General features: G+C 71.3%; 20 protein-coding genes. All 20 read right to left on the bottom strand.

Annotated elements, in window-relative coordinates; translation table 11 throughout:
* Positions 1 to 61: 61 nt before the first annotated feature.
* The 20 genes from ACF088_RS02985 to ACF088_RS03080 all read right to left on the bottom strand — a co-directional run bounded on the left by ACF088_RS02985 (position 62) and on the right by ACF088_RS03080 (position 26,847).
* Entirely contained in the window at positions 62 to 1,405 is a 1,344-nt protein-coding gene (locus ACF088_RS02985; protein ID WP_392373598.1) for an MHS family MFS transporter, read from the bottom strand.
* Positions 1,402 to 2,181 (bottom strand): thioesterase II family protein, encoded by a 780-nt coding sequence (locus ACF088_RS02990; protein WP_392373599.1) that lies wholly within the window; start codon positions 2,179 to 2,181, stop codon positions 1,402 to 1,404. Before ACF088_RS02990 ends, ACF088_RS02985 begins: the two co-directional genes overlap by 4 nt.
* The gene (locus tag ACF088_RS02995; RefSeq protein ID WP_392373600.1) at positions 2,178 to 2,939 is read right to left on the bottom strand and encodes a thioesterase II family protein; all 762 of its coding nucleotides are present in this window, start codon (positions 2,937 to 2,939) and stop codon (positions 2,178 to 2,180) included. Before ACF088_RS02995 ends, ACF088_RS02990 begins: the two co-directional genes overlap by 4 nt.
* A complete protein-coding gene (locus ACF088_RS03000; RefSeq protein ID WP_392373601.1) occupies positions 2,936 to 3,835 on the bottom strand; it encodes an alpha/beta hydrolase in 900 nt (299 codons plus the stop codon). Before ACF088_RS03000 ends, ACF088_RS02995 begins: the two co-directional genes overlap by 4 nt.
* 11 nt (positions 3,836 to 3,846) lie before the next feature.
* Positions 3,847 to 4,398 carry a phosphinothricin N-acetyltransferase gene (gene pat / locus ACF088_RS03005; RefSeq protein ID WP_392373602.1) on the bottom strand — a complete coding sequence of 184 codons (552 nt, stop codon included), beginning with the start codon at positions 4,396 to 4,398 and terminating at the stop codon, positions 3,847 to 3,849.
* Positions 4,399 to 4,480: 82 nt separating this feature from the next.
* The gene (locus ACF088_RS03010; RefSeq protein ID WP_392373603.1) at positions 4,481 to 6,385 is read right to left on the bottom strand and encodes a non-ribosomal peptide synthetase; all 1,905 of its coding nucleotides are present in this window, start codon (positions 6,383 to 6,385) and stop codon (positions 4,481 to 4,483) included.
* Between the two features lie 33 nt (positions 6,386 to 6,418).
* The gene (locus ACF088_RS03015; RefSeq protein ID WP_392373604.1) at positions 6,419 to 7,741 is read right to left on the bottom strand and encodes a pyruvate carboxyltransferase; all 1,323 of its coding nucleotides are present in this window, start codon (positions 7,739 to 7,741) and stop codon (positions 6,419 to 6,421) included.
* Positions 7,738 to 9,390, bottom strand: a complete 1,653-nt coding sequence (locus tag ACF088_RS03020) for a PhpK family radical SAM P-methyltransferase (protein WP_392373605.1) — start codon at positions 9,388 to 9,390, stop codon at positions 7,738 to 7,740. The genes ACF088_RS03015 and ACF088_RS03020 overlap by 4 nt, the downstream gene beginning before the upstream one ends.
* A 62-nt stretch (positions 9,391 to 9,452) precedes the next feature.
* A complete protein-coding gene (locus ACF088_RS03025; RefSeq protein ID WP_392373606.1) occupies positions 9,453 to 10,853 on the bottom strand; it encodes an aldehyde dehydrogenase family protein in 1,401 nt (466 codons plus the stop codon).
* 74 nt (positions 10,854 to 10,927) lie between these two features.
* Positions 10,928 to 11,815 carry a carboxyvinyl-carboxyphosphonate phosphorylmutase gene (bcpA, locus tag ACF088_RS03030; protein ID WP_392373607.1) on the bottom strand — a complete coding sequence of 296 codons (888 nt, stop codon included), beginning with the start codon at positions 11,813 to 11,815 and terminating at the stop codon, positions 10,928 to 10,930.
* Between the two features lie 74 nt (positions 11,816 to 11,889).
* Positions 11,890 to 13,077, bottom strand: a complete 1,188-nt coding sequence (locus tag ACF088_RS03035; protein ID WP_392373608.1) for a hypothetical protein — start codon at positions 13,075 to 13,077, stop codon at positions 11,890 to 11,892.
* A complete protein-coding gene (locus tag ACF088_RS03040; protein ID WP_392373609.1) occupies positions 13,074 to 14,408 on the bottom strand; it encodes a CMP-5'-phosphonoformate--3-phosphoglycerate phosphonoformyl transferase in 1,335 nt (444 codons plus the stop codon). Before ACF088_RS03040 ends, ACF088_RS03035 begins: the two co-directional genes overlap by 4 nt.
* On the bottom strand, positions 14,389 to 14,946 hold the full coding sequence (locus ACF088_RS03045; protein ID WP_392373610.1) for an adenylyltransferase/cytidyltransferase family protein: 558 nt from the start codon (positions 14,944 to 14,946) through the stop codon (positions 14,389 to 14,391). The genes ACF088_RS03040 and ACF088_RS03045 overlap by 20 nt, the downstream gene beginning before the upstream one ends.
* The gene (aepY, locus tag ACF088_RS03050) at positions 14,943 to 16,148 is read right to left on the bottom strand and encodes a phosphonopyruvate decarboxylase (RefSeq protein WP_392373611.1); all 1,206 of its coding nucleotides are present in this window, start codon (positions 16,146 to 16,148) and stop codon (positions 14,943 to 14,945) included. Before aepY ends, ACF088_RS03045 begins: the two co-directional genes overlap by 4 nt.
* A complete protein-coding gene (gene aepX / locus ACF088_RS03055; protein WP_392373612.1) occupies positions 16,145 to 17,086 on the bottom strand; it encodes a phosphoenolpyruvate mutase in 942 nt (313 codons plus the stop codon). The genes aepY and aepX overlap by 4 nt, the downstream gene beginning before the upstream one ends.
* 43 nt (positions 17,087 to 17,129) lie before the next feature.
* Positions 17,130 to 18,140 (bottom strand): C-terminal binding protein, encoded by a 1,011-nt coding sequence (locus ACF088_RS03060; RefSeq protein WP_392373613.1) that lies wholly within the window; start codon positions 18,138 to 18,140, stop codon positions 17,130 to 17,132.
* 10 nt (positions 18,141 to 18,150) lie between these two features.
* Positions 18,151 to 19,482: a 2-hydroxyethylphosphonate dioxygenase gene (hepD, locus tag ACF088_RS03065; RefSeq protein WP_392373614.1), complete on the bottom strand. Its 1,332-nt coding sequence runs from the start codon at positions 19,480 to 19,482 to the stop codon at positions 18,151 to 18,153.
* Positions 19,473 to 20,675, bottom strand: coding sequence for an iron-containing alcohol dehydrogenase (locus ACF088_RS03070; RefSeq protein ID WP_392373615.1), 1,203 nt, complete (start codon positions 20,673 to 20,675; stop codon positions 19,473 to 19,475). The genes hepD and ACF088_RS03070 overlap by 10 nt, the downstream gene beginning before the upstream one ends.
* A gap of 108 nt (positions 20,676 to 20,783) precedes the next feature.
* A complete protein-coding gene (gene acnA / locus ACF088_RS03075; protein WP_392373616.1) occupies positions 20,784 to 23,474 on the bottom strand; it encodes an aconitate hydratase AcnA in 2,691 nt (896 codons plus the stop codon).
* A 121-nt stretch (positions 23,475 to 23,595) separates the two neighbouring features.
* Entirely contained in the window at positions 23,596 to 26,847 is a 3,252-nt protein-coding gene (locus tag ACF088_RS03080; RefSeq protein ID WP_392373617.1) for an amino acid adenylation domain-containing protein, read from the bottom strand.
* Positions 26,848 to 26,900: the final 53 nt, after the last annotated feature.

Raw genomic sequence — 26,900 nt, forward strand, 5'->3', positions numbered from 1 at the left:
GATCCAGACCCCTCCGGCGAACCTCAGACGCAATGCCACTATCACCTACACAGACGGAAAATCAGGCATGCCGCTCGAAGTCCGGAGGTAAATGCTGCGCCGGCGAGGCCGGTCCGTCGCACGTATCGGGCACCGGCCGCGGCAGCCCGATCGCCGTCAGGGCCGTCAGCAGGCACAGCACCGCCACATACCAAGGGAAGAAGTCATTCAGGCCCATGGATTTCAGCCATGTGCCCACGTAGGGCGCGGTGCCGCCGAACAATGCTACCGACGCCGCGTACGGAAGCCCGATGCCGCGCCCTCTCAGCTCTTGCGGGAACAGTTCGGCGTTGATCGCGCCGGAGACCGACGTGTACGCGGTGAGGACCAGCATCCCGGCGCATTGCACAGCCAGCACCGACCAGAACCATCCGGACATCGCCGTCAGGAGGGGCACCGTCAGCACGGCGGCGGCGACGCCGAAGCCGATCATCATGGCCCGTCCGCCGATCCGTTCGTAGAGCAGGCCGCCGAGTGGCTGGATCAAGCCGAAGAAAATGAGCGAGACGGTGCCCGCCAGTACGGCGCTGTCCTTGTCCGCGCCCGTGCTCACCGTGGCGTAGGTGGGCAAGTAGGTGGTCCACGTGTAGAAGGCGACATTGCCGCCGATGGTGAGGCCGACAACCAGCAACGTCTGCCTCGGGTGGGAGCGCAGCGCCGCGAACGCGCCCGTGCGGGTCTTCTTTCGGCCACCTTCCGTCCCAGTGGGCAAGGTCTCCTCTGCCGTGCTCCGGATGGCGAGCCCGGCCAGGCAGATCACCGCACCCCAGACGAACGGCAGCCGCCATCCCCAACGGTCCATGCCGTCCCCGGAAATCTGGGAGGCGGCCAGCGTGGACAGTCCCGCCAAGATGTGGCCGACCGACGACGCCACGTACTGGAAGCTGCTGAACAGCGCCCGGCGGCCGGGGGCCGCGGACTCGACGAGGAAGGTGGTCGCGGCGCCGTATTCGCCGCCGAGCGAGAAGCCCTGGACCAGGCGGGCCGCTATCAGCATCGCCGGGGCGACCGGCCCCGCCGTCGCGTAACTCGGGGTGAGCCCGATCATCAGGCTGCCGAGGCCCATGAGCAGGATGGTCACGATCAGGGCGCTGCGGCGGCCGAAGCGGTCGGCGTACCAGCCCATCACCGTGGCACCGACCGGGCGGGCGGCGAAGGCCAGCGCGAAAACGGCGAAGGTGTTGAGCAGCGGCACCAAGGGGTCGCCGGACGACTTGGGGAAGATGTCGTCCGAGAAGTAGACGGCGAGGAAGGTGTAGACGTACCAGTCATGCGACTCGACGGTGTGGCCTATGCCGCCGCACACCAGCTGGCGAAGGGACCGGGACCGCGGAACGGTCGTCCGGTCGCTCTCCCTCACGGTCATCTACGGGCCTCCCGGGACAGAGCGGGTATCAGCTCGGACAGCAGGTCCTTGGTGTGCGAGAACAGGTAGAAGTGATCCCCTGGCATCTCCAGCAGGCGGAATGCGCCGCTGGTGGCCTCGGCCCAGGAACTCATCAGGGCGGCCGGGCTCGCCGGATCGGACCGGCCGGCGAAGGCGAGCACGGGTGCCCGCACCCGTGTGACGGGGGAAGTCGGGTGGGTCTCCAGCAGACGGCAGTCGTCGCGTAGCACGGGCAGCAAGAGCTCTCGCAGCTCCGGGTCGGCGTAGGCGTCGGCGTTCGGCTGGATGCCCATGCCCCGGGTACGGGCGACCAGGGCGTCGTCGTCGAGCAGGTGCAGTCCGGCGTGGTCGACCTGGAGCGGGCCCTCCCGGGCGGAGACGGCGAGCAGAACCGGCCGGAAATCGTGGCTGTTCTCCAGCCGTACGGCGACCTCGTGTGCGATGACCGCGCCCATGCTGTGGCCGAAGAGCGCCAGGGGGACGTCTCGGCCAAGTCCCGCGGCGACCGCCGCCGTGAGGTCGTCGGCCAGTTCGCCCAGGCTGGTGGCGAAGGGATGCGCCAGCCGGTCTTCGCGTCCGGGGTAGCGGGCGGCCCACAGCTCGGCGTACGACGGCATGTCCTCGGCCCACGGCCGGTAGACGCCGGGCCCGGCACCAGCGTGCGGAAAGCACAGCAGCCGGACCTGAGGATCGGGCACCGTGCGATGGGCCCGCAGCCACTGGGCCGGGTCGGCCGGCCGCTGCTCTCCCGTCACTCGGACCTCCCCGGCTGCGCCGCCCTCGCGCCGGCCAGCGCCAGGGCGCGGACGCGGGAGACCGCGTCATCACTCTCGTGCAGGAAGAAGTGCCCGCCGGGCAGCGCCCGCGCGGTGAACTCCCCGGTCGTGTGGCGCTGCCAGCCGTGCAGGTCGGTGACCGTCACGTAAGGGTCGTCGGCGCCGACCAGCGCATGGATGTCCACGGAGAGGGGTTCGGTCAACCGGTGGCGGTAGCCCTCGAACGCGGCGAAGTCCGCGCGCAGCATGGGCAGCATGAGCTCGAACAACTCGTCCTCGTCGAGCACGGCGGGCGGGACGCCACCGACCTCGCGCAACCGCTGGCGCAGGTGTTCGGCGCTGCCGTCGCCGTAGGGGCGCTCCGTGCGCAGCCGGTCGGGTGCCGGGTAGGAGGCGACGACCAGGCAGTCGGGCGGGGCGGCGCCCCGGCGGCGCAGGGCGCAAGCTGTCTCGAACGCGAGCAGGGCGCCCATGCAGTCACCGAAGAGCACGTACGGGCGGGCAGGCAGGGTGGTGAGGGCGGCGGCCACCTCTTCGGCGATCTCGTGCAGATCGCTCAACGGTGGCTCGTGGAAGCGGTCGAGCCGTCCCGGCAGTTGGACCGCCGCCAACTCCACGTCATCACCCATGGGTTCGCGCCACCGGTCGAAGTCGCGTGCGCTGCCGCCCGCCCGGGACAGGCACACCACCCGGGCCACGGCGTCGGGCGCGGAAACGCTCTGGATCCAGTCGGTCACTTCAGGCCCTCCCCCGTGGCCGTGCGCAGAAACGCTCCGGCCGCCTCGATGGCCCGGCGCCCCTCGGGCAGCACCGGGTGGTACCAGTGCCAGACGTGGAACATCTCCGGCCACTCCTCGAAGGTGACGGGTACGCCGGCCTTCAGCGCGGCCTGCTCCAGCGCCCGCGCGTCGTCAAGGAGGACCTCCTCGGAACCGACCTGGATGAGGAGGGGCGGCAGACCGGTCAGGTCGCCGTGGGCGGGTGAGGCGAGCGGGTGCCGGGGGTCGGTGCCGGCCAGGTAACGCTCCGCCATACGGCGCAGGTCCGCTGTGTCCAGCAGGATCTCCCGCGCCTTGCGGGTGGTGTGCGACGCCCCCTCGCAGGCCAGGTCGGCCCAGGGCGAGATGCACACCGCGGCGGCCGGCAGCGGAGTCCCGGCGTCCCGCAGGGCCTGCAGGGCCCCGACGGCGAGGCCGGCGCCGGCCGAGTCTCCGGCAAGCGTGATCCGGCCCGGCGGGCAGCCCTGTTCCAGCAGCATGCGGTAGGCGGCCACGGCGTCCTCCAGCGCTGCCGGGAAGGGTGACTCGGGCGGTCTGCGGTAGTGCAGGGCGAGCACCGCGGCTCCGGCCGCGCCGCCGAGGGCGCTGGAGAGATGCCGGTGCGACTGCGGTGAGCCCAGCGCGTACGACCCGCCGTGCAGGTACAGCAGTGTCCTGCCGTCCTGCCGTGCGGGCCGTACCCACTCCGCGGTGCAATGGCCCACGGTGACGACTTCGCCAGGGGGGACGCCGAGGTCGCCGAAGGCCTCCTGGGCACGGTCGTACGCGATCCGCCGCGGTGCCACCTCACCATTGCGGGTATGCCAGTTGAGTTCGATGAGTTCCCGTACCAGCTCCAACTCGGGCGATGCCACGTGCACTCCGTTCAGGTCTCGGTGACGGGCAGGACCGGACGGGGCGGTACCGGCAGTGTGAAGTCCAGCTGCCAGAAACCCACGTCATGCCAGTTCCCGTGCTTGAAGCCGGCCGCCCGCAGCATGCCGCGGGGGGCATATCCGAGCGCCTCATGCAGGCGCACGCTCGGGTCGTTGGGCAGCCCGATGACAGCGACCACGCTCTTGAAGCCCTGCGCCTCCAGGGACTTCAGCAGGTGGGTGTAGAGGGTGGAGCCCAGTCCCGTCCGCTGGTGGCGGGGGGAGACGTACACGGTCGACTCGGCCGTCCAGTCGTAGGCGCTGCGTGCCTTCCAGGGGCCCGCGTAGGCGATGCCGGCGACCTCGCCGTCCACCTCGGCGACGAGCCAGGGATAGCGCTCCCGGAGACGGACGAGGTCGTCCGTCCACTCCTGCGGAGCCTGCGGCTCGGTACGGAAATTGACCGTGCTCGTCTCGATGTAGTGGTTGACGATGGTGCAGACCGTCGGCATGTCCGCCTCGGTGGCAAGGCGGATGTCGGCCGGGCGTCGTTCTGGGCTCACGTGTGGTCTTCCTTCGGTCTTCCTCGGCGCCGGAACCGGGCCTCCTCGCCCCGTGTCCGGACTCGTGTACTGGTCGATCGTTCTACGCGTCGTCGAGTCCGCGCAGTACGGATTCGGCCACCGCTTCCAACGATGGCGTCTCGAAGATGACAGCGAGCTTGAGCGGGACCCCGAACTCCTTACGGATGCGGGAGACGACCCGCAGTGCCGAGATGGACGTGCCGCCGAGGGAGAAGAAGTCGTCTCCCGCCATCACGGGTCCGGCGCCGAGGATGTCGCTCCAGATATCGGCCACCTGGGAGATCACCTGCCCCCGGCGGTCGTCGGAGTCCTCGCCGGACCCGGCGGCCGGTGGGGCGGGAGCCGTTGGAGCGGCGGTCGCCGGGGCGGGAGTCGGCTCGGCGGCAGGCGTCGCTGTGGCGGTCGTGCCGGAGGAGGACGCGGTCGCCGGGTCGGGGAGCGCCTTGCGGTCGATCTTGCCGTTGCGGGTCCGTGGCAGCCGGGGCACCACCAGGACGGCGGCGGGCACCAGATGGGCCGGCAGGGTCCCGGCCAGGGCGCGCCGGAGTCCTGCCTCGGTGAGGTCAGGGTCCTTCGCGACCACGTACGCGGCGAGTTCGGTCTCCGCGTCGGCCGCCTGGAAGGGGACGACCGCCACCTCGGCCACGCCGGTCACCGCGGAGACGGCGGACTCGACCTCGATGGTCTCCACTCGGTAGCCACGCACCTTGACCATGCCGTCGGCGCGGCCGAGGTGGACCAACAGACCGGCTTCCTCCAACTGGCCGCGGTCGCCGGTGCGGAACTCCTGGCGGGCCGGTCCACCGCCGGGGCCGGCCCCCGGCACGGGCTCGGCAAGGGGCCGGGGTCCCTCGGCCGTCCACTCGGCTCCGTGCAGGTACGGGCTGCGCACGACGATCCGCCCGGCCTCGCCCACGTCCGCCGGCCGGCCCGACGCGGTCTCCACGCGGACCTCGACGCCGGGCACCGGCCCGCCGACGGGCACGGGGTCGGGCACGGCGGTGTCCGGGGGAATCAGGTGGAGCCGGGTGAGGCCGGTCTCCGTGGAGTTCAGCCCGACCGCGATGGTGGCGGCCGGGAACAGCCGCCGGGCGGCAAGGACGTCGCTGCGGTGCACGCTCTCCCCGCCGAGGTAGGCCAGGCGGACGCGGCTCGCCGTGCGTCCCTCGGCCACCGTGGCCGCCTGCCTGAGGAAGGACGGGAAGGAGTAGTAGACGGTGACCCCCGCCTCGTCCAGGCGCTCGACCAGATCGTGCACGCCGTCGCCCTGGAAGGAGTACGGCACCAGGGCCGCGCCGTTGAGGAGCGCCATGTACGGGTTGGACACCGCGGCGACGAAGCCGTCGGCATTGATCAGGGTGACCCGGTCGTGCGGTCCGATGCCGAGCGCCGCGTGCCGCTCGACGTTCTGTCGCATGTCGGCCCGGTTCTGCAGGATGCCCTTGGGCGAGCCGGTCGAGCCCGAGGTGTACAGCGCGTACGCCCACTCGTCCGGGCCGGTGGCGGCGTTCGGCGGGCCGGGCGTGCCGGGCCGCGCGTCGAGGTCGGCGATGCGGAGCACGGTGGCGTCGGTAAGCGGCTCCGGGACGCCGGGGGCATCGGTGACGACGAGGGCGGCGCCCAGCCGGTCCAGCAGCTCGCGGTTGCGGGCCGCCGGGTGATGCGGATTGAGCGGAACGTAGAACTTGCCCGCCTTGAGCACGCCCAGGCATGCAGCGAGCATCCAGGCCGGGTCCAGCACCATCAAGGGGACCGGCTCGGTCCCCTCGCCCCGGCAGTCGATGAGCGCGCGGGCGACGGCGTCGGCGCGCGCGCCCAGCTCCCGATAGTCGACCGTCCCGCCGGGCAGGATGACGGCGGGCCGGTCCGGGCCGGTGTGCACCTGGTGCTCGAACTCCGCGACGACGGGGCAGGACGGCGGACGGCCGGTGCTGCCCGACGCCTCACCGGATGTGGCGACGGTCATGAGCAGTTGCCTCCTCGCGCCGGTCCGTTCATGTCAGCCCACCCCTTCCTCGGTGGCGAACGCCTTCTCGACCACCGGCTCCAACTCGCTCCACTCGACGGCCGAGACCCGGCCGGCGTCCCACTGCCGGTCCATCCAGGCCAGCACCTCCGCGACCCGCGGGTCGCCCTTCTCCAACTGCAGCCCGAGCCGCTTGTTCAGGACGAACAGCAGCCCCGCCTGGCCGGAGTCCTTGGTGAGGGCGACGTCCAGCTCCCGGCCGGTGAGCAGCGGGGCGTTGAACGGTGCGTACATCCACCAGAACTTGTTCAGGCCGTCGGCGTGGATGCCGGCCCGGGTGACGTAGGCGTCGCGGCCGAAGAAGGGGTACTTCTGCGACGGGCCGGCTCCGATGCCCTCGTACAACTCGACGAGCTTGTTGACCGCGGGCAGGTTGACCCGGGCCCCGGGCCAGTAGCCCATCCCGAGCAGGTGCACCATGACGGCCTCCAGCGGTGCGTTGCCGGTGCGTTCACCCGTGCCCAGCGTCGTCCCGCTGATCACGCCGCAGCCCTCGCGGATGGCCGCCAGGCAGTTGGCGACGACCAGCCAGGTGTCGTTGTGCGGGTGCAGCTCGATCTGGGCCGGGGAGAGACCGAAGCCGCGCAGCAGCCGGATCCAGCGGGGGATGCTGCGGGGCAGGCTCACGTCGTCGTAGGGCAGGCCGATGCCGAGGGTGTCGCAGACCCGGAAGCGGGGCTGGAGTTCGGCCGGATAGCGTTCGGCGGTCTTCAGTACCTCTTCGACCAGGGAGCGGACGAAGTCGGGAGAGGACCGGGTCGTGTCCTCCAGGTGGACGCGGGGCCGGATGCCGTGGTCGAGCGCCATGGTCACCGCGTCCAGGTACATCGACGCGGCCCGGGTCCGGCCGCCCGAGCCGAACTTGTGGAAGGTGTGGTAGTCGGAGGAGGAGCTGAGCAGGCCGGTCTCGATGACGCCGATCCGCTTGATCAGCTCGACGTCCTCCCGGCGGGCCCGGATCCAGGTGGTGGGCTCGATCGGAGCGCCGTCCCGGTGCCTTTCCAGGGCGTAGATCAGGGCGTTGCGGTCGGAGTCGCGGTAGGGGAAGAACTCGGCGTGCCGGATCGCCGTGGAGTCGTCCGTGATCTCGCAGAGGATGTCGTAGATACGGCGGCTGGTGTCCAGCGACAGAGGCAGTCCCCCTTGCTGGCCGTCCCGGTGGGTGGTCTCCGACAGCCACACCTCGTGCGGCAGGGTGATCGGCCGCATGCCCTCGTCCCAGGCGTACCGGGGGAAGGCGTCTTGGGGGAAGACCTCCGGGAAGTACTCGGGTTCCTGAGGATTCTGGACGGTCATCGAAACTCACTCCCTGCGGTGCGGTAGCGGGCGGGTGCAAGGTCCAGGCCGGTGACGAAGTCGCGGAACCGGCGTTCCGCGGTGGCGGCCTCCTCCGCGCTGCCGCGGGAGACGTTGGCCACGGTGAGCGGTTTGGCGAGGTCGAGGAAGCGGACGATCTCGGCGTGGCTCAAGCCCTTGCCCAGGAGGTAGGGGACGCCCCAGAAGTCGAGTCCGTTCACGGGCATCCAGGCGGCGTTGACCACCGAGTCGAAGATCTCGTCGGCGGCTTCGAGCGCCTGATGGGAGTTCATGGTGCGGTGCGACCAGGTGTGGCCGTTGCCGGTGAGGTCGAACTGGGGCGCCCGGACGTGGATGGGCGTGGACTGCATGTAGTACCAGTGGTTGACCGCGAAGGTGTCCGGTCCCGCGGAGTTGATGAAGTCGATGGTGTTCTGCACGGTCTGGGGGCTCTCCCCCGGGAAACCGACGACGAACGAAGCATGAGTGAAGATGCCCCGGGCCTTGAGCTGTTCAATACCGTTCTGGTAGTGCGCGGTGGTGGCCCGCTTGTCCATGTTGAGCAGCACTTGGTCATCGCCCGACTCGATGCCGAGCAACACGCCCCGGCAGCCGGAGTCGTACATCAGGTCGTAGACGTCGGGGTCACGGGCGTGGCCGCAGCGGAAGTACGAGAACCACTCGATGCCGAAGTCGCGGCGCACCAGCATCCGGCACAGGTCCTTGAACCGGCGCATCGGCACGTTGAAGGTGTCGTCGATGAAGGCGACGCGCTTGACCCCCAGGCCGGCCAGTTCCTCCAGTTCACGCTCGACCGTGGACAGGTCGGCCAGGGTGAGGGCGCCTGCCCGTTCCGGGTAGTCGCAGAAGGCGCAGCTGAAGGCGCAGCTGCGGGCGGTGCGGGTGGACAGCGTCGGCCCGAGGACGGTGGGGTCGAAGCGGTTCCAGCGCACCGAGAAGGCGTTGAGGTCGTTGGCCTCGGGGCGCTTGCGCGTCAGCCGCCACTCGCCGGTGGCGGCGGAGCGCAGGAAGACGTTGGGCACCTCCGTGGGGGCGTCACCGTTGACGATGGCGCCGACCACGGCGGCCAGAGCGGCCTCGCCCTGGGACTCCCAGACGTAGTAGTCGGCTCCGACCCGGTCGAAGAACCGGTTGAGCTTGTCGCCACGGCCCTCCCGGCACTGGTTGTCGACGAGCGGGCCGCCGACGATGATCGGCACGTTCGCGTTGTGCCGCCGGATGAAGCGGATGATCTCGATCACCGGGGCGGGCATCATGTAGAAGGTCGTGGTGATCGCGACCGATGCGGGGTTGTCGGCGAGCAGTTTGACCAGCTGGTCCTGCTCGAAGCTGAAGCTGTTGACGAAGTCGGCCGGATGGCCGTGCTCCTCCAGGTAGTTGACGAGGTACAGGGTGCCCAGGCTCGGCAGCTCGGAGACGGTGTAGGCGTGGTCCGTTCCCGGGCCCTCGTTGCGCACCAGGCTGAGGGCGTCCATGTACGAATAGTGGCTGCCGCCGAATGTGATCTTGGTGCGGAGCATGCTGCGGATGGGCGCGGGCAGGTCGTCTCCCCCGTGCTCCAGGGCCAGTTGCAGCTCCTCGCCGGACATGTCGGTCTCGTGGTAACCCACGACTATGCAGTGCTTCACCGTCTTCTCCTTTCGCGTCCTTGCGCGGAACCAGCTGAACCAGGCCGCCGGCCTGGGTGAAATCAGTTGGTTCCGTAGGGGCCGGGGAGGGTCACCGTCTTGGTCACGGTCATCTCGGCGATCGCGTACCGGATGCCCTCCCGGCCGATGCCACTGGCCTTGACACCGCCGAAGGGAATGTGCGGCGAGTCGAAGTGGGGGCCCTCGCCGAGGTTCACGGCACCCACCCGCAGACGGGCGGCGAGATCCCAGAATTGGGCGCTGTCCCGGGTGACCACGCCCGCCTGGAGGCCGTACGCCGTCGAGTTGGACAGCCGGACCGCCTCGTCGGCACTCCGCACCCGGATCACCGGCGCCACCGGGCCGAAGGTCTCCTCGCGCACCAGTTCCGTGTCGGCCGGCACCCGGTCGAGCACGGCGGGGTGCACCAGCGCGCCGTCCCGTTCGCCGCCCGTGACCAGACGAGCGCCGTCCCGGACCGCGTCGGCGATCCGGCGTTCCACCACGAGCGCCGCCTCCTCGCTGATCAGGGGGCCGAGGTCGGTGTCGTTCCGTCGCGGGTCGCCGGCCTGTTTGCCGGCGACCTCGGTGCTCAGCAGCTCGGTGAACTCGTCGGCGACCTCCTCCCAGACGAAGATCCGCTTGATGCCGCGGCAGGACTGGCCGGCGGTGGCGCAGGCGCCGCCGGCGGCCAGCCGTGCCGCGTGCGGCAGGTCGGCGTCGGGGAGGACGAACAGCGGGTCGTTGCCGCCCAGTTCGAGCAGCTGCCGCTTGCCTGCCGCCAGTGCGGCCACCGAGTGACCGGTGGCGACACTGCCGGTGAAGGTCACCATGGCGACGTCCGGGTGGGACGCGAGGAGCGGTCCCAGTTCACCGGGGTCGCCGGTGACCACGCCGAGCATGTCCTTGGCACAGCCGGCTTCGATGAGCAGTTCGGCGAAGGCCAGTGCCGTCAGCGGGGTCTTCTCCGATGGTTTGAGCAGGAGCGGACACCCGGCGGCCAGGGCAGGCGCCGCCTTCACCACGACCTGATTGAGGGGCCGGTTGAAGGGCGTGATGCCGAGGACGACGCCCACCGGCTCGGGCAGCGTGACGGCCAGCCGGGTGCCGTCGGGCAGGGGGATGGACTCGCCGCGGATGCGTTCCGCCTCCGCGGCGGCCACCTTGAGGTTCCCTGCCGCGCGGGACACTTCGCGAAGCGTCTCCTTGCGGCACACCCCCGACTCGGCGGTGATGAGTGCCGAGAACTCCTCCGCCCGGGACTCCAGCAGGGCGGCCGCACGGCTCACGACGGCCGCGCGCTGCTGCGGCGTCATGGCACCGCGCGCCGCGGCCAGCGCGGAGACGGCGGCCGACACCTCCGCCGCACCGTCCCGCGGGACGGATCCGATGGACTCGCCCGTCCAGCGGTCGTACACAGGGATGTGGTGGCGGGCCGGCTGCAGTGCTCCGTCGACGAACATGGTGTCTCCCGTGCCGCGTGGGGTCGAAGGAATTTTTGGGGGACTTCGAGGGGGGTTGCCGAGCAGGCCCGGGGTCAGTCCTGGTCGCGGACGAAGCGGGCCTCAAGCTCGGAGATCTTCGAGTACTCGAAGACCTCGAAGAGTTCGGCGAAGGACATCTTCAAGCCCATGTCGTCCCAGAACTTCTGGGTGGTGCCGGCCTCCCTCAGCTCGGTGAACAGCTTGCGCAGCACCGAGGCGGCGGCCATCCAGCCGGACAGCGGGTAGATCGCCAGGTTGTAGCCGATCGCCTCCAGTTCCTTGGTGGTCAGCCAGGGCGTCTTGCCTCCCTCGACCATGTTGGCGAGCAGGGGGGCGTCGATCTCGTCGCGTACCCGCTTCATCTCCTCGACGTCGAGCATGGCCTCCAGGAAGATGCAGTCGGCGCCGGCCGCCACGTACTCGCGGGAGCGGCGGATGGCCTCGTCCAGGCCGAACGACTCGCGGGCATCGGTGCGCGCGATGATCGTGAAGTCCTCGTCCTCGCGGGCCTCGACGGCCGCCTCGATCTTGCCGGTCATCTCCTCGGTCGAGATCAGCCGCTTGCCTTCGAGGTGGCCGCAGCGCTTGGGGTTCACCTGGTCCTCCAGGTGGTAGCCGACGATGCCGACCCGCTCGAACTCCCGGGTGGCCCGCCACACCGACATGGCGTTGCCGTAGCCGGCGTCGGCGTCCATGATCACCGGCACATCCACGGCGAGCACGATGTTCTTGGCGTTGGTGGCCTGCTCCGAGACGCTGGTGAAGCCCAGGTCGGGGAGGCCGAGCATGCTGGCTGACGTGCCCGAGCCGGTCATGTGCACCGCGGGGAAACCGGCCTGCTGGATGACCTTGGCGCTCAGAGCGTCGTACGCACTGGGGACGACGAGGATCTCGGGGGCGTTCATCAGCTCGCGGAACGTACGTGCCTTGGTCACGGCCATCTGTTCTCTCCTCGGTGTGCTGTGTCGGAGCCGGCGCGGGGCCGCACCAGCGGTTCATGGAAGTCAGGGGCGGGTCACGGGGCCGCCACGGACTCGTCGAGCCGGAGAAGCTGGTTGTACTTGGCCAGGCGGTCGCCCCGGCGCGGACCGCCCACCTTGATGAGCTCCGCGCCGACCGCGACGGCGAGGTCGCACATGGCGGTGTCCTCGGTCTCGCCCGAACGGTGGGAGACGGAGAGCAGCATCCCGGCGCGGCGGGCCGCCTCGGCGGCGGCGAGCGTGGCGGTGACGGTGCCGGCCTGGCTGAGCTTGAGCAGGATGCCGTCCGCCCTCCCCGGCTCGATCCGGGTGGCGTCGGTGGCGAACAGGTCGTCGCCCACGACGCTGGTCGTGGCCGGGAGGGCACCGCGCAGCCGGGCCCAGCCGGCATCGTCCGCCGCGTCGAAGGGGTCCTCCAGGAAGCTCATCCGGAAGCGGCGTGCCAGGTCGGCCAGGTGGTCGGCGAAGTCCGGGGCGGTGAGGACCCGGTCGCCGAACCGATAGCGCCCGGACTCGGTGAGCAGGTGTTCGGCTGCCACGTCGACACCGAGCGTGCACACCTCGGTGTGGCCGGTTTCGGCCACCGCAGCCTGCAGCAGGTCGAGTTGTTCGGCGCTGTCCAGCGGGACCATCAGCCCGCTGGAGGCGGAGAGCGGCACGGGCCCGAAGCGGCGCTCGACGCTCCGTTGGGCGGCGGTGAACACCCGGTCGGCCACCTCGAAGTCGGTGTGGAGCCGGCCCGTGGCAGGCAGCACCATCACCTGCTGGAACCCGCGCGGCGGCCCGGTGCGGTGGATGCCGCCGGAGAACACGTTGACCATCAGCCGGGGCAGCCCCGGCGCGGTGAGGCTCCCGTACAACTGCCAGAGGTGGGTGTGGAGTGGGATGCCCCGGGCTGCCGCTTCGGCCCGGGCGTGGGCCAGGGACACCGCCAGGGTGAGGTCCGAGCCGGCCTCGTCCGCCTCGTACAGGCCGACGAGCCGTGTGTCGCACTGCCGTTGTCCCTGGACGGTGCCATCGGTGAGCGCCGCGGACACGGCCGGAGCGGTGATCGGGCCGAGTGCCGGTTCAGGACCGCGTCGCCGCTCCAGCCGGCCGGGGGCGATCGCCCGGGGGGCGGAACCGGTGCCGGTGTGGCCGGAGGCGAGGGTGACCTCGGCCTCCAGGGTGACGCGGGCCCGGGAGTCGAGGATGCCGCGGAGCCTGACGGCGGTGATCGTCATCCGCGCTCTCCGTCCGGCCCGTGCAGCAGGGCGGCCAGGAGGTCGCTGGCACGGTCCGCGCCGAGCGTGCCGCCGAGTGCGGCCTTCTCACCGAACCCGGCCACCCGGTCGGCGGCCACCCCTGGGCCGACGGCGACCGCCGGCACCGGGTCGGGGCTGTGGATGCCCAGTTCGCAGGGGGTCGCGTGGTCGCAGGTGACGACCAGCGTGTCGGCCGGGGTGAGCGCGTCGGCCAGCGGGCCGACGAAGTGCGCGTCGATCTCCTCGATGGCCCGGACCTTGTCATGGGGCCGACCGTCGTGGCCGGGCTCGTCCGGGCCCTTGAGGTGGACGAACACCACGTCCGCGGGGTCGGCGAGCAGCTGGGGCAGCAACTGCCGGTAGTAGTCGGGCTCGCTCTGGCCGCGGGCAGGCCGGGAACGGGTGAAGCGTGCCCCGATGAGCCGGGCCAGGCCGCGCTCGGCGGGCACCTGACCGTACATGGACAGCGACAGCCCGGTGCGTTCGGTGAAGCCGGGCAGCCGGGGCAGGGTGTCGCCCGCGTCCCGCACCAGCAGCAGGTTGGCGGGGCGCCGGCCGGCGGCCCGGCGGCGCTCGTTCACCGCGCTGCGCTGCATCACGTCGGCGCTGGCACGGACGAACCGGTTGACAAGCCGTGCCGTGGCCGCGGCGGCCGGGTCCTCGGCGAAGGGCGTGCAGGTGGCCGGGGTCGCAGCGGGGGTGTTCACGGGCACGCCGAACGGGCCCCGGCTGACGAAGCCCGGGTCGGTATTGGTGACCTGACCGGACAGCGGAACCGTGCTGCTGGTCAATGCGAGGATCCCGCGGTGCCGGCCGAAGCCGGTGAGGCGGAAGGCGACGTCGTCGCCGAGCGTCACGTGCGCGGTGATCTCCTCGACCAGAGCGGTCTGGTCGTCTTCCTCCAGGTCGCGGGAGGTGCGCCGGTCGAGCCGTCCGGTATCCGGGTCCCAGCTGGCGAAGTTGACCCGGAAGGCCACCGAGTAGCCGTCCGGCTGCCAGAAGTCCATGCCGAGGCCTTCCAGCGGGCCACGCCCGGTGTAGTGGGTGACCGGGTCGTAGCCGAGCAGGGCCATGGCACCCGAATCGGACTCCGGGGGGATGTCGGGGGCGATCACCTCCAGCGCGGCGGAGCTGCCGCGCCGGGCGAGGTCGTCCAGGTGGGGGGTGGCCGCTGCCTCGAAGGGGGTCAGGCCGCCGAGTTCGGCCACCGGCCGGTCGGCCCCGCCGCACAGGACGGTGATGAACAGCCGCCCCCGGGACGGTACGGCGCCCGGCTCGGTGGGGCGGGTGTCAGCCCCGGATGCGCTCATCGATTCCACACTCCTTCACGACCTTCGCGACGGCGGGCGGCACCAGGTGCTCCCAGGGCTCTCCGGCGGCGATCGACCGGCGGACCCGGCCGCCGCTGATCGGCTTGTCCTGCTCCGTACGGCGCCACATGACCTCGGTGCGTAGCCCGAGGTCATGGAACCGGTCGAGTTTCGCGTCGCCCCAGTCGTCGTAGACGGTGACCAGGTACCGGGCATCCGCCGGCGCGTAGTGCGCCAGCCGCTCCGGGAAGCTGTGCGGGAACGGGACGATGCGCAGGCGCTCGCGGGCGATCCCGGCCTCGGTGAGCGCGCCCTCGACCATGAGGTAACGCTCGTAGAAGGTGCACGGGTTGGACTCGGGCAGGCCACGTTCGGGGTCGGTGGCCTCGTTGGTGGTGGTCCATGGATCGGGGTTGGTGATGCCGACGATCAGGGTGTGGCATCGTTCGGCGCCGGCCAGCAGGTACTCCAGGTGGCCCAGGTGCAGGGGCTGGAAGCGCCCGTGGATGACGCCTGTCTCGGCGACCGGCGCGCTCATCGGTCACCCGCCCTTCCGGCCGCGGCCCGGGTGCCGGAGCCGACCGCGGGGGCGGGCCATGGCTCGGTGGCGAACTCACGGAAGCGGCGGGCCACTTCGTGCGGCTGCACCGTCGGCCGGCCCAGTGCGGCCAGCGACCCGGGTCTGATCGGCAGGTGGACGAGGGTGGGTCCGTCCGTGGCGAGGGCACCGGCGAGGGCGGCGGTCAGGTCGTCGAGGGAGCCGCAGGCATGGACCGCCCGGTAGCCGCAGGCGGCAGCCACTGCGGGCAGGTCGACGGCGGAGGACAGGGTGCGCTGGCCCCCGGTGGAGTCGTGGACTCCGTTGTCGAGGATGAGGTGGACCAGATTGCCGGGGGCATGGGCGGCGACGGTGGCCAGGCTGCCCAGCCGCATCAACGCCGAGCCGTCGCCGTCGACGACCACCACCGGCCTGGGCGTGTGCAGCGCGACGCCGAGACCGACGGTGGCCGCCGAGCCCATCGCCCCGACCAGGTAGAAGTGCTGGTCCCGGTCGTCGAGGGTGTACAGCTCCCGGCTGGTCTTGCCCGTGGTGGACACCACCGCAGCCGCCGGGGGCAGTTCGGCCAGCAGCCGTTCCAGGGCCGCGACCCGGGTGGGTGCGGCGGCGGACGGCCCGGTTCGTGCATGCCGTACCAGCCGTCCGGCTCGGGAGCCGGGTGCCTCCTCGTCCAGCGGCTCGTCAGCGATGACCCCCTGCGGGAGCAGGAAGCCGTACGGCAGTTCGCGGCGTGCCAGCGCCTCACGGCACACGTCGAACTCGCCGCGCAGGGCGTCCGGGGTGTCGGGGAGCACGGACCACTCCATGTCGCACAGGCCGAGCAGGTCTCCGGTGACACGGCCCATCAGGTGGTGCTGGGGCTCGTCCTTCTCACCAGGACGTCCCCGCCAGGTGGTGATCACGACGGCTGGAATCCGCGCGGGGTGCAACAGGGAGGTGAGCGGGTTGGTCATATTGCCCAGGCCGGAGTTCTGCGTGATGGCGCAGCCCAGCCCGCCGCCGAGCCAGGAGCCGGCGGCGACGGCGGCGGCCTCGCCCTCCTGCGTGACCGTCAGGTAGCGGGTCGCGCGGTCGCTGATGACCCGGTTGATCAACGGGGTCAGGTAGGAGCAGGGCACCCCGGCGACGGTGGTGACGCCGAGGCCGGTGAGCCCCGCCAGCATGTCGGACGCACTGATCATCCCTGCACCGCGGCCAGGTCGGGGGCCGGTGTGTAGCAGTTCTCGTCCTTCTCCAGGCCCTCGTAGTCGAAGAGGCCGAAGATCTCCTTCAGGGGCGCCACCTGCTCCTCGACGCCGAAGATGCCGCGATCGGTGCGGATCCGCTGGCAGACGTCGCGCATCGCGGCGAACGCGGCCCGCATGCTGTGGTTGGCCCAGATGCAGCCGGCGATGCCGAGCGCGGCGAAGTCGTCGACGGACGGCGTGTGGTAGGTGGTGGGCGCGATCAGGATGGGAGTACTGCCCTCCCACCGCTCCATGAAGGTGGCGATCTGCTGCGGGGTGCTCATCCGGGAGTGGATGAACAGGGCGTCGGCACCGGCCTCGGCATAGGCCGCGGCCCGGTCCAGCGCCTCTTCCATCGGCAGGTTGGAGATCAGTGCCTCGGTCCGCGCCACCACGACGAAGTCCGGGTCACGCTGGGCGTCCTTGCAGGCCCGGATCTTTCCGCAGAACTCGGCGACCGGGGCCAGCTGGTGGCCATCGCCGAAGAAGGAGTTCATCTTCGGGAAGACCTTGTCCTCGAAGCACACCCCGGCCGCGCCGACCCGCTCCGCGCGGCCGGCGAACCGGCGGGCGGTGTTGAAGTTGCCGTAGCCGGTGTCGCCGTCGACGAGGACGGGCACGCCGGGGACGGCGTCGGTCATGGTGCCGACGAGCGTGAGCAGTTCCGTCCAGGACGCCTCATCGCTGTCCCGGACGCCACGCGCTGTGGACATGCACAGGCCGGACGCCCACAGCGCCTCGAACCCCTCGGCGACGGCAATCCGCGCGCTCAGTCCGTCGTGCACACCCATCAGCTGGCAGGCGCCTGGAGTGTGCAGCAGGTGCCTGAGCTGGCCGCCGGCGGATCGTGTGGTGCCCCGGTCGCCGCTCGCTGCCTGCTCCGTCGCGTTCATGAGTGCCTCCAATGGGGGACGTGCGGTGCTGTGTTGGTTGGGGTCATGCCACGCGGCCCTCGGCGGGCGGGTTACCGTCCCGGAGCACCGAGCGAACCCCCTCGGCCACACGGCGGCGCAGGCTCTCCTCCGACTCGGCGGACAGGAACGCGCGGTGGGAGCTGACGACGACGTCGTCGCGTTCCAGGAGCTTGCGGGCGACCGGTGAGTGGTTGGGGTCCTCGGGGGAGAAGACGTCCGAGGCGAAGCCGCCGAGCTGTTCGCTCTCCAGGGCCCGCAGCACGCACCCCGGGTCGACGAGGGCACCACGGGCGGTGTTGACGAGGAAGGCGCCCGGTTTTGCCTGTTCCAGGATCGATCCGCTGATCAGGTTGCGGGTCTCGTCGGTGAGCGCGGTGTGCAGGACGACCGCGTCGCACCGTTGGAGCAGTTCCTCCAGCGTGTCGACCGGCGTCACACCGTGGCCGGCCATGACGTCGGCGTGGACGTGTGGATCGACGGCGAGCACCTGGCGGTAGAACGGCTGGAGCTTGCGGGTGGTGGCGCGGCCGATGCGGCCGAAGCCGACGATCCCGACGGTGCGCGCGCAGGTGCGGCGCGGGATGCCGCCCCGGTGGATCCCCCACCGGTCCGCGCGGACGAGCCGGTCCTGCACGCTGACCCCGCGTTCCAGGGCGAGCAGCAGGGCGAGGGTGTGCGTGCTCACTTCGTCGCCGCAGTAGTCGGGGACGTTGAAACCGATGATCCCGCTGTCGGCGAGCAGGGGAGCGTTGAGGTTGTCCACGCCCACACCGCTGCGGGCGATGACCTGGCAGCCGGGTGAGACGGCGTCGAGGAGTTCCGGGGTGACCTGGCAGCGGTAGATGACGAGGGCGTCCGCGCCGCGCACGTGCTGGAGGAAGCGGTCGCCGGAGGTGACGAAGGAGTCTTCGAAGCAGCCGAGTTCGATGTCGATGTCCGGGCCGAGCACGGAGCGTTCGACAGCGGCCAGGGCGGGGTCGGGACGGCCATCGGCGTCCAGGGCCCAGGCGGGGTCGGTGTAGACGACGCGCACGGGTCTCCTCCTAGTTGTCGTAACCCCAGCCGGCGACGTCGTGCCGGCCGCGGCGCAGGGTGGCCGTGGGTTCGTAGGTGTGGGTCAGCTCCAGCCAGTCCTGGTAGCCGAGGTGGGCACCGGAGCCGAACTTCAGGACCGTGCCGTCGCCGTGCCAGCGGTGCCGGACGAACGGGGCCGTCCAGGCCGAGCCGTCGGGCCCCAATTCCACCGAGGCGGGGCCGTCGGGGCCGTCCCATTCGAGGGTGAGCCGCCCGTCGGCCACGAAGTAGTGGTTCTCGGCGTGGTCGATCAGATCGGCGCCGTTGCCCTCGCCGGAAACCCGAAGGAAGGTTCCGGTCAGGTCGGGGAGGTGGGAGGCGGACGCCATGGAGGCCGCCTGATATGTGCCCCAGGCGCGCGCCGAGCGACGGGAGTCGTCGATCGTGGTCCAGGTCTTGCCGACGCCGTCGTGCTGGTCGTCGGCGGGCAGCAGGACCCGGTAGTCGAATCCAAGGGCGCGACCGAGCCGCCGCAAGACGTCGATGCCGTGCTCGGAAAGGGGAGCCCGCACCGCCTCTTCCAGTTCGCGCGGTTCGAGTCCGGCCACCGCGGCGGCGGAGGTGCGGGTGTGGACGCGGCGAGCGAGGAAGAGGTCCAGGACCGGGCCCGCGGTCACCTTGCCGGACAGGGCCTTCAGCGCCTCCTCGAACGCCCCGGGAGACCAGCTGTTCGCCTCTGCCATGAGGGGAGCCACGTTCGACTGGGCGGTGTAGGAGACGATCCGGGCGGGCGCCTCGCCGGCGAGCGAGTAGCTGTGCGGGCAGTACGACGGCTCGACGTAGGAGTCGCCGACGATCCACTGGTCGGTTCCCTGGTTGGCGTGCAGCACCCGCCAGGTCTGCGGAGTGATCTCCTCGCCCCACCGGCCGTTGATGTCACCGGGGCCCAGGTTGACGGTGATGGCCGGTTCGAGGTGGCCGTTGTTGAGCGCGGGCAGCCGGTCGGGCGGGCAGAGGATGTCGAGGACGACGGGGGCGACCCGCCCCTCGGGGGCGGCCAGCGTGTAGTAGTTGTAGAAGTGGCTGCCGTCACGCTGGATGGGGCGGCGGGAGGCCTGCATCTCGTCCGCGGATTTGTGCACCACGGTGAGGTTGCGCCGGGCGTCTCCGGCGAGCTGGGCGGGTTCGAGGCTCAGGGCTGCGGCCAGGGCGCTCGCCTGCGCCGGGTCGAGACCGCGGTCCTCGTCGGAGAGCAGGCGGCGCAGGTCGTCGTGCGGGAGCCCGGCGCGGTCGGCGGTCTGGGCGAGCGTGTACTTGCGGGCATTCATCCAGTGAGCGAGCTTGAACGGGTCTATCCGCACATCTCCTCCGTTTCCGATCGTTCGCCCAGGAGCCGGCTGAGGGAGTCTTGGTCCAGCCGACGGGGGTTGTCGTGGCAGCGCGGGTACGACACGGCGTCCGTGGCCACGGCCCGGTGGTCCACGGCAAGGTCGTCGTACCGGGTCAGTCCGCACGCGGCGATGAAGCGCTCCAGGCGGGCGGCGGCCTCGTCCGGCGAGCCGCCGAGCGGAGCAGCGAGTGTGTCGAGCACCCGGTGTACGTGGTCGGGGCCGCGTGGGTCGGCGCAGTCGCCCGGGGACACCGCGCGGTTGTAGCGGAGCAGTCGGCCCAGGGTCACTCCGCAGGCATGGCCGTGGGGCAACCCCAGACGGAGCGTCAGGGGGTAGGAAAGGGCGTGGCAGGAAGAGGTCTGGGCGAGGGCGATGGCCCGCCCGGAGTGGTGGGCGGCCTGCTGGAGCGTGAGTCGTGCCGCGCCGTCCAGGGTGCCGTCCTCGACGCGGTCGAGGACCTGGGCCGCCCGGAGGACGGCCGAGGCGCCCCAGCGCATGGAGTCCTCGGTGGAGCGGATCGACCAGGCTGCCTCCGCGCCCTGGCAGAGGGCGTCCAAAATGCCCGTGGCGAGGTCGCGGCGGCCGAGTCCGACCAGCAGGCCGGGGTCGAGCACGGCGGCGCGGGGGCGCACTCCGGGGCCGGTGAGGGACAGCTTCCGGCGGGTGTGCAGGTCCCACAGGGTGGCGAATGGGGTGGCCTCGGCGCCGGTCCCGGCCGTGGTGGGGACGGCGATGACCTGGAACGGGGCATCGAGATCCGGGGGTACCGTGCCGGTCGCGCAAGCCTGCCGTACCCGGTCGACGTCGGTGGGGCCGGTGCGGGCGAGAGCCGCCGCCGCCTTCGCCGCATCCATGACGGTGCCGCCGCCTACGGCCACCACCGTGTCCGCCCCGGTCTCGCACAGCCGACGGGCGAGCGCGGCGACGCCGGCCGGCGTGGTCGGCCCTTCGTGTACCAGCAGCGTCGGGTCGAGGGGGCGCAGCGCCCCGGTCACCCGGGCCGCCCAGGCCCGTCCGGCGAAGCCGGCGCCCACCACCTGCGCCACCCGTGGCACGCGGCGGCGCGGGCCGAGCACGCGCCGGATGACGTCGGCGAGGTCATCCACGGCGCCCACGCCTTCGGACACCATCAGCCCGTCGGCGGCCGTCCCGTCAAGGGACATCACAGCACCCTCCTTTCTGCGACATGCAATACGGACAGGAACCACGTAGCGACATACGAGAAACGCGCAGGGAATTGCGGACGGGGAATGTTCAGGGGGCGGGACCGGTCAGCTGCCGTCCAATCCGAGCACACTGCGCAGGGTGTACGGAAGGATTCCGCCGTGTCTGATAAATTCTGCTTCCATAGAAGTGTCGACCCGGACGACAGCGTCGAAGGAAACCGCTCCCGCGGAAACGTGGACGGTACGCGGCACGGATTCAGCAAATCCCTTGACGCCGACAATGTCGAACTCCTCGGACCCGGTGAGGCCAAGTGTCCGCGCGCTTTCGCCGGGCGGGAATTCCAGCGGCAGAATACCCATTCCGACGAGGTTCGACCGGTGGATTCTCTCGAAGGACTCCGCGATCACCGCACGGACCCCGATCAGCGCCGGCCCCTTGGCCGCCCAGTCCCGGGAGGACCCGGTGCCGTACTCGCGTCCGGCCAGGACGACCAGCGGGACGCCCGCCTGCCGGTAAGCGAGTGCCGCCTCGTACATGCCGGTGGTGCCACCGCTGAGGTGGTCCCTCGTGTAGCCGCCCACCGTGTCGGGCACCAGGCGGTTGCGCAGCCGGGCGTTCGAGAACAAGCCGCGCAGCAGCACCTCGTGGTTGCAGCGCCGGGCGCCGTAGGAGTTGAACTCCTCGGGCCGTACGCCGAGGCCACGCAGGTAGGCGCCGGCCGGCGATTTCTCCGGGATGCTGCCGGCGGGTGAGATGTGGTCGGTCGTGACCGAGTCCCCGAGGTAGGCCAGCACCCGGGCACCGGCGATGTCGTCGAGGGCCGGCGGCTCGGCCGCGGTGCCGTCGAAGTACGGCGGTGGCGCGATGTAGGCGGACTCCTCCGACCACGGGTACAGCTCCCGGGGCTGCGCCGGGAGGGCGCGCCACCGTTCGTCGCCGGCCACGAGGGATTCGTACATCGCGGTGTACATGTCGGGGCTGACGGCCGTCCGGGCCACGTCGGCCACCTCCCGGCCGTCCGGCCAGATGTCGGCCAGCCGGACCGGGCTGCCGTCGGGCGCGGTCCCGATCGGGTCGGTGGTGAGGTCGATGTCCATCGTCCCGGCCAGTGCGTAGGCCACCACCAGCGGCGGCGAGGCCAGGTAGTTCATGCGCACATCGGGGTTGATCCGGCCCTCGAAGTTGCGGTTGCCGGACAGCACCGCCACCGAGGCCAGGCCGGATTCCCGCACTGCGGCGCCCACGCCGTCCGGGAGCGGTCCGGAGTTGCCGATGCAGGAGGTACAGCCGTAGGCCACCAGGTTGAAGCCGAGCTTGGCGAGGTAGGTGTCCAGGCCGGCCTGAGCCAGGTACTCCATCACGGCGGCCGAACCCGGGGCGAGGGTGCTCTTGACCCAGGGGCGTGGCTGCAGACCACGTTCGACGGCCTTCTTGGCGAGCAGGCCGGCCGCGATCATCAGGGCGGGATTGGAGGTATTCGTGCACGAGGTGATGGCGGCCAGCACCACGGCGCCGTCGGCGAGGGTGTGGCGGCTGCCGTCGGGTGCGGTGACCTCGGCCCGGTGCGCTACTCCCCCGGTGATGTCGGGCACGGCATCGGCGAAGGCCGCGCGCGCATCGGCCAACGGCACCCGGTCCTGGGGGCGCCGCGGCCCGGCGATCGACGGGACGACCGAGGCCAGGTCGAAGGCGATCCGCTCGGTGTACCGGAATCCGGCCACGTCCGCGGGGTCGTACCACAGACCCTGCTCCTCGGCGTAAGCCCGCACCCGGTCCGCATGGGCCGGCGAACGACCGGTGGCGCGCAGGTAGCGCAGGACCTCCTCGTCGATGGGGAACAACGCCGAGGTCGCGCCGTACTCCGGGCACATATTGGCGATGGTGGCCCGGTCGGCGGCGCTCAGCGCGGCCAGACCGGGACCGTGGAACTCGATGAACGAGCCCACCACGCCGTGCGCGCGCAGCCGTTCGGTGAGGGTCAGGACGATGTCGGTGGCCGTCACCCCCTCCAGGGGGCGGCCGCTCAGCTCGCAGGCGATGACCCGGGGCGTGCGCAGCGACAGCGGCTGTCCGAGCATCGCCGCCACCGCCTCGATGCCGCCGACCCCCCAGCCGAGCACGCCCAGGCCGTTGACCATCGGGGTGTGGGAGTCGGTACCGACCACCGTGTCCGGGTAGAGGGCGGCGGTGCCCGTGCCGTCGTCGGCGATCACCACGCCGGCCAGCCGTTCGAGGTTGACCTGGTGGATGATGCCGGTGTTCGGCGGGACGACCTTCAGCCGTTCGAAGGTGGACTCGGCCCAGCGCAGCAGCTCGTAACGCTCCCGGTTGCGGGCGTGGTCGAGCGCGGCGTTGCGGGCGTAGGCGTCGGGCGTACCGAAGGCATCGGCCATGACGGAGTGGTCCACGACGAGGTCCACCGGGACACGGGGGCTGATGGCCGAGGCCCGGCCACCGAGGCGTACGGCCGCCTCCCGCATGGCGGCCAGATCGACCAGGCACGGCACGCCGCTGTAGTCCTGCATGACCACCCGGGCGGGGTGGAAGAGGACCTCGGGCCCGGGCTGTGCCGGGTCCCAGCCGGCGAGCGCGGTGACGTGGTCGGCCCGTACGCGAACGCCGTCCTCGTGCCGCAGTAGGTTTTCCAGCAGAATGCGGATGCTGTACGGAAGAGATTCCGCTCCCGGTACCGCATTCCGCAGCCGGAAGATTTCGAAGGTGTCCCCCGCAACGGTCAGGCGAGCGCGGGCATCGAAACTGTCGGGGTGTTTCACCTGCCGGGACCGATGGCTCACGCAGCTCTCCTCCGCATATGGCAGTGAACTATTTTCGCGCCGCACCAATCATCACGCGCCGGAAGCAGCCAACGCCAGAGTTCCTGGCGTTCCACTTGTGGTCATGTCCGGCTATGGAAGTTCAGCGGACTGCCGTTCCGGTGACACTTTTGGCAAGTCCGGACACAGTGGATTCCACGAACAGGGTGCGCACCGGCAGCCGGGTGCCGAAAATCTGGTTGACCCGGGCCATCACCCGCGTCGCGGAGAGGGAGTTTCCGCCCACTTCGAAGAAATTGTCGGCGCCGCCGGGCAGGGCGATGCCGAGGACCTCCCGCCAGACCTCGGCGACCTGCGCCTCCACCGGGTCCAGAGCCGGCCGGTCCTCCCCCGCACTGTCGGCGGACAACCGGAGCGGGTCGGGCAGGGCGTCGCGGTCGAGCTTGCCGTTGGGGCCGGTGGGCAGGGCGTCGAGCAGGACGAACAGCTCCGGGATCATGTATCCGGGCAGCCGGTCCTTGAGCCACTGGCGCAGGTCCGCCGAGGTCGGCCGGCCCGCGCCGGGCGCGGGTACGGCGTAGCCGACCAGACGCCGCCCGGTGCCTTCGCCGCGGACCTGGGCGACGGCGGCGCGCACCCCAGGGTGGTCCTCCAGCCGGCTTTCGATCTCGCCCAGCTCGATCCGGAAACCGCGCAGCTTCACCTGGTGGTCGGCGCGACCCAGGAATTCCAGCTCGCCGTCGGCGCCCCAGCGCACCAGGTCACCCGTCCGGTAGAGGCGGGCGCCGGGTTCGGAGCCGACCGGGTCGGGGCGGAAGCTCAGTCCGGTGGCCTCGGGCCGACCGAGGTAGCCGCGGGCGAGTCCGACGCCGCCGAGGTACAGCTCTCCTTGCCGCCCGAAGGGGACGGGGCGCAGTGCGTCGTCCAGGACGTGGACCGTGTAGCCGACGACCGGGCGGCCGAGCGGCGGTACCCGGTCCGGTGTACAGCGCGCAATGGTGGCCAGGACGGTCGCCTCGGTGGGTCCGTACCCGTTGAAGACCTCCCGGCCGACGCACCACTGCTGGGCGAGTTCGAGGGTCGCGGCCTCCCCCGCCATCACCACGGTGCGCAGGCCGGGCAGTTCGCTGCCGGTGAGAGTGGAGAGTGCCGATGGCGACAGCAGGACGGTGGTGATCGCGCGGTCCCTGATCAGCTGGGCCAGGTCGTCGCCGGGTACGAGCGCGGCCCTCGGCTCGACGACCAGGGTGGCTCCGGCGTCGAACGTCATCAGCAGTTCGAGGAGGGAGACATCGAAGCTCGGTGAGGCGAAGCGCAGGACGCGGCTGTCCGGGGCCTGTGCGAACTGCTCGGCGCTGCGGGTCAGGCTGCCGATGCCGCGGTGCGGCACCATGACGCCCTTGGGCGAGCCGGTGGAACCCGAGGTGAAGATGAGGTAGGCGAGCCGGTCCAGCGGGACGGAGACCTCCGGCCGTCGCTCCGGCCGGGCGGCGATCGCGGCGCGAGTCGCCTCGTCGTCCAAGAGCAGCGCGGTGACGTCATCGGCGAACGCGAAGCGGTCGGCCAGGGCCCGCTGGGTGAGCAGGAGCCGCACCCCGCTGCTGCCCGTGATGTCGGCAAGCCGCGCCGGGGGGTACTCCGGGTCGAGCGGCAGCAGCGCGGCACCGGCCTTGAGGACGCCGAAGGTGGCCACAAGGGCGTCGGCCGTGCCGTCCAGGGCCACGCCGACCGGCTGTTCGGGGCCGACGCCGAGAGCGATCAGGTGGTGGGCGAGCCGGTTGGCTGCCGTGTCCAGCTCGCGGTAGGTGAGGTGGCGGTCCGGTGCCTCCACCGCGGTGTGGGCCGGGTGGCGTCGCGCGGCCTCTTCGAGCACCTGGTGCAGGGCCCGGTGGTGCCGGGGGTCGTCCGGGACGGGGGCGTTGATCTGCCGCAGGTGATCGATCTCGTCCCGGGTGAGAACGGGCAGGGCGGCCAGGTCGCGGTCGGGTTCGGTGGTGATCGCCCGCGCGAGCAGTTCCAGCCGCTCGGTGAGGCGGTCGATGGTCACCGGGTCGAAGAGGGCGGAGCTGTACTCGAAGTAGCCGGTGAAGGTGTGCTCGCGGTCGGTGAGCACCAGGGTCAGGTCGAACTTGGCGGAGTCCGGGGTGTGCGTGTCGCGGGCGCGTCCGGGCAACAGGTTGTCCAGCTCGCTGGCGTCCCGGCCGTCCTCCATGACGAACGCGACCTGGAACAGCGGGTTGTGGGTGAGGCTGCGCTGCGTCCGCACCTGCTCCACCAACCGTTCGAACGGCAGATCCTGCCTGGCCAGCGCCTCCACCGTGGTCTGCCGGACCTGGGTCAGCAGGTCCTCGAAGGTGGTGCCGGGCTCCACCTGGACGCGCATCGCCAGGGTGTTGGCGAAGAAGCCGATCAGGTTCTCCAGCTCAGGGTGGGCACGGTTGGCCACCGGGGTGCCGATGACCATGTCGTGCTCTCCGCTCCACCGGTGCAACAGGGTGGCGAACAGCGCGAGTAGGGCCATGAAGGGGGTGGCACTGCAGCGCGCGGCCAGCTCGCGCACGGCCCCGGTCAGCTCGGCGGACAGGGCGAATCGGCGGCGGGCCCCCTCGTAGGTCGCTTCGGCGGGCCGGGGATGGTCGAAGGGCAGATTGATGGCCGGGGGCGCGCCGCGCATGCGGTCCTGCCAGTAGTCGAGCAGTTCGGCGAGGCGCTGGTCGTCCAGTCGGTGGCGCTGCCAGTGGGCGAAGTCGGCGTACTGCACCGGCAGCGGGGGCAGCGGGGTCTCCTCGCCCGACTCGGCGGTGCGCAGTAGGGCGTTCAGGTCACGCCGCAGCAGCCCGATCGACCAGCCGTCGAAGACGGTGTGATGGAAGGTCAGGAACAGCAGCGCCTCGTCGTCGCGCAGCCGTAGCAGCAGGCAGCGCAGCAGGGGGCCGGACGCCAGGTCGAAGGGCCGTTGCTTGTCCTGCCCGCACAGCCGCAGCGCGGCTGCGGCCCGGGCGCTCTCCGGCATGCCGCGCAGGTCGGTTTCGGTCAGCGGCGGGGCGAGGTTCGCGGCGGTGGACTGCCGGGGCTCGCCGGCGTCAGCCGGGAAGGTGGTGCGCAACGTCTCGTGCCGCCGGGTCAGCTCGCCCAGGGCCGTGCGGACCGTCTCGGTGGACACGGGACGGCGCAGCCTGAGCGAGGCGGAAACGTTGTAGACAGCGCGGCCCGGCTCCAGTTGGTCGAGGAACCACAGCCGGTGCTGGGCAAAGGACAGCGGCACCGGCCGGCCGTCGTCGGGCCTGCGCGTGATCCCGGTGTCCCGCCCCTGGCCGGCCGCCCGCAGACGGCTCTCGAACAGCGCTCGCTGCTTGGGCGGCAGCGCGGCGATCCTGCTCTGGAGGTCTTCCACTGCTGTGCCTTCCCTCTCTGTGGCGACGTCGCCGAAGTCGTGTCCGGCGGCGG

The organism is Streptomyces sp. NPDC015125, from assembly GCF_043080045.1.
Lineage (GTDB): Bacteria > Actinomycetota > Actinomycetes > Streptomycetales > Streptomycetaceae > Streptomyces.

Bases quoted from the DNA above. Each gene is read 5' to 3' on its own strand.
- ACF088_RS02985 (WP_392373598.1), bottom strand. From the start codon at position 1,405: ATGACCGTGAGGGAGAGCGACCGGACGACCGTTCCGCGGTCCCGGTCC.
- ACF088_RS03010 (WP_392373603.1), bottom strand. From the start codon at position 6,385: ATGACCGTCGCCACATCCGGTGAGGCGTCGGGCAGCACCGGCCGTCCG.
- ACF088_RS03015 (WP_392373604.1), bottom strand. From the start codon at position 7,741: ATGACCGTCCAGAATCCTCAGGAACCCGAGTACTTCCCGGAGGTCTTC.
- ACF088_RS03025 (WP_392373606.1), bottom strand. From the start codon at position 10,853: ATGTTCGTCGACGGAGCACTGCAGCCGGCCCGCCACCACATCCCTGTG.
- bcpA (WP_392373607.1), bottom strand. From the start codon at position 11,815: ATGGCCGTGACCAAGGCACGTACGTTCCGCGAGCTGATGAACGCCCCC.
- ACF088_RS03035 (WP_392373608.1), bottom strand. From the start codon at position 13,077: ATGACGATCACCGCCGTCAGGCTCCGCGGCATCCTCGACTCCCGGGCC.
- ACF088_RS03040 (WP_392373609.1), bottom strand. From the start codon at position 14,408: ATGAGCGCATCCGGGGCTGACACCCGCCCCACCGAGCCGGGCGCCGTA.
- ACF088_RS03045 (WP_392373610.1), bottom strand. From the start codon at position 14,946: ATGAGCGCGCCGGTCGCCGAGACAGGCGTCATCCACGGGCGCTTCCAG.
- aepY (WP_392373611.1), bottom strand. From the start codon at position 16,148: ATGATCAGTGCGTCCGACATGCTGGCGGGGCTCACCGGCCTCGGCGTC.
- aepX (WP_392373612.1), bottom strand. From the start codon at position 17,086: ATGAACGCGACGGAGCAGGCAGCGAGCGGCGACCGGGGCACCACACGA.
- ACF088_RS03070 (WP_392373615.1), bottom strand. From the start codon at position 20,675: ATGTCCCTTGACGGGACGGCCGCCGACGGGCTGATGGTGTCCGAAGGC.